Genomic DNA, 1,671 nt, shown 5'->3' on the forward strand with positions numbered 1-1,671 from the left:
CAACCCTGCCGGCGGCGGCTACCAGTCCATCAGCCCCACGGTTCTTTTTGCCCATGAAAAGTGCAATATGGCCGTGGGCGGTGCCGGCATTGTCAGCGGTATGGCCCCCCAGGGAGGGTTTACCGCGGATATGGCTGAAGCCCTGGTCCAAAAAGCCAAAGAACACCGGGAAAAGCCACCCGGATCCGTGGCCACCCATTATGACCACACCGGTTTTTTTCGCTTTGTGTACAAGGAAGAAAAAGAGGTACTGGACGGCGTTAGAGAATATATGAAAAAGCTGCCGGCTTATGATCCTGAATTTTTCAGGGTCACCGACCCCAGGTCCCCGGCGTTCGAAGCTGAAGAAGTCATGCGCCTTCTGCCCATCGCTTCCAAGACCGTATATGATTTTGACGACATTCTGGCAAGGCTCGTGGATGGCTCCGAACATATGGAATACCGGCCCGACTACGGCCCTGAAGTATATACAGGGCTTTGCAAGGTGGACGGATTCCTTGTGGCCTGTATCGGGAACCGCCAGGGGTATCTTGGTAAGGGCTACCCTGAATATGCCGATTATCCCGGCATGGGGGCCAAGCTCTATCGCCAGGGGCTTCTTAAGATGAACGAGTTTGTGACCCTTTGCGGGAGAGACAGAATTCCTGTGATCTGGTTCCAGGACACCTCCGGCATTGATGTGGGCGATATTGCCGAAAAAGCCGAACTTTTAGGCTTGGGCCAGTCCCTGATCTATTCCATCCAGCAGTCAGGTCTTCCCATGATGCTTGCCATTTTGCGCAAGGGAACCGCAGCAGCCCACTATGTCATGGGGGGCCCCCAGGCCAACCGGAATAATGCCTTTACCCTCGGCACCTGTGCCACGGAAATTTGCGTTATGCATGGTGAGACAGCAGCGGTGGCCACCTATGCAAGGCGGCTTGTCAAGGAAAAGGAGGCAGGCCGGGATCTTGGGCCGGTGGTGGAGAAGATGAACGCCCTTGCCCGGAAATACAAGGAGACATCAACCCCGCTTTACTGTGCAAAACATGGCATGGTGGATGAAGTGGTAAGGCTTGCTGATCTGCGGCACTATATGCAGTCCTTTGCAGGCGCGGTTTACCAGAACCCCAGATCCATCTGCCCCCAGCATCAGATGATCCTGCCCAGAATTATACGGGATCACGCTGTCGAAAAGGAAAAGGAATAAATCATGGGGGATGCGGTCAGGGTGTTTCTCATCGGACTTTTTGGCGTATTCGCAGGCATGACTTTTCTCTACCTTTCCATGAAGATTACTCAAATGGCTGTCACCGCGCTGGAATCAAAAAGGAGAACCGGGGAAGATACCGGGCAGGGAGAAGGCAAATGAGTGATTTGTACGCCCTGTTTCAGACCACGGGTCTGTTTTATGTCACTCCGGGCATTGTGGTTATGTGGATCATCGGACTAATCCTGATCTACCTTGCCATTGCAAAATCCTATGAACCCCTTTTGCTGTTGCCCATCGGATTTGGAATCATCCTTGTGAACCTGCCCCTGGCAGGGCTGATGACCCCCCATGAAGGGCTGATTTGGAAACTTTATGAATACGGTATTCACTGGGAGGTTATTCCCCCGGTGATTTTCCTGGGCCTTGGGGCCCTCACGGACTTTGGACCGCTCATTGCCAACCCCAGGCTGATTTTTCTT

Annotated in this window: 3 protein-coding genes; all 3 read left to right on the top strand. The window is 53.4% G+C overall.

Going from position 1 to position 1,671, the window contains the following annotated elements:
- The coding region (locus B3D59_RS03215; RefSeq protein ID WP_286817664.1) for a carboxyl transferase domain-containing protein at positions 1 to 1,189 on the top strand (1,189 nt) is incomplete at its 5' end.
- A 3-nt stretch (positions 1,190 to 1,192) separates the two neighbouring features.
- Entirely contained in the window at positions 1,193 to 1,351 is a 159-nt protein-coding gene (locus tag B3D59_RS03220) for a hypothetical protein (protein WP_277004531.1), read from the top strand.
- Positions 1,348 to 1,671, top strand: a 324-nt coding sequence (locus B3D59_RS03225) for a sodium ion-translocating decarboxylase subunit beta (protein WP_286817665.1), incomplete at its 3' end; no start/stop codon positions are given. The genes B3D59_RS03220 and B3D59_RS03225, both read left to right, overlap by 4 nt.

This window comes from Desulfobacter sp. UBA2225, assembly GCF_002348205.1.
In the GTDB taxonomy this organism is placed as follows: Bacteria; Desulfobacterota; Desulfobacteria; order Desulfobacterales; family Desulfobacteraceae; genus Desulfobacter; species Desulfobacter postgatei.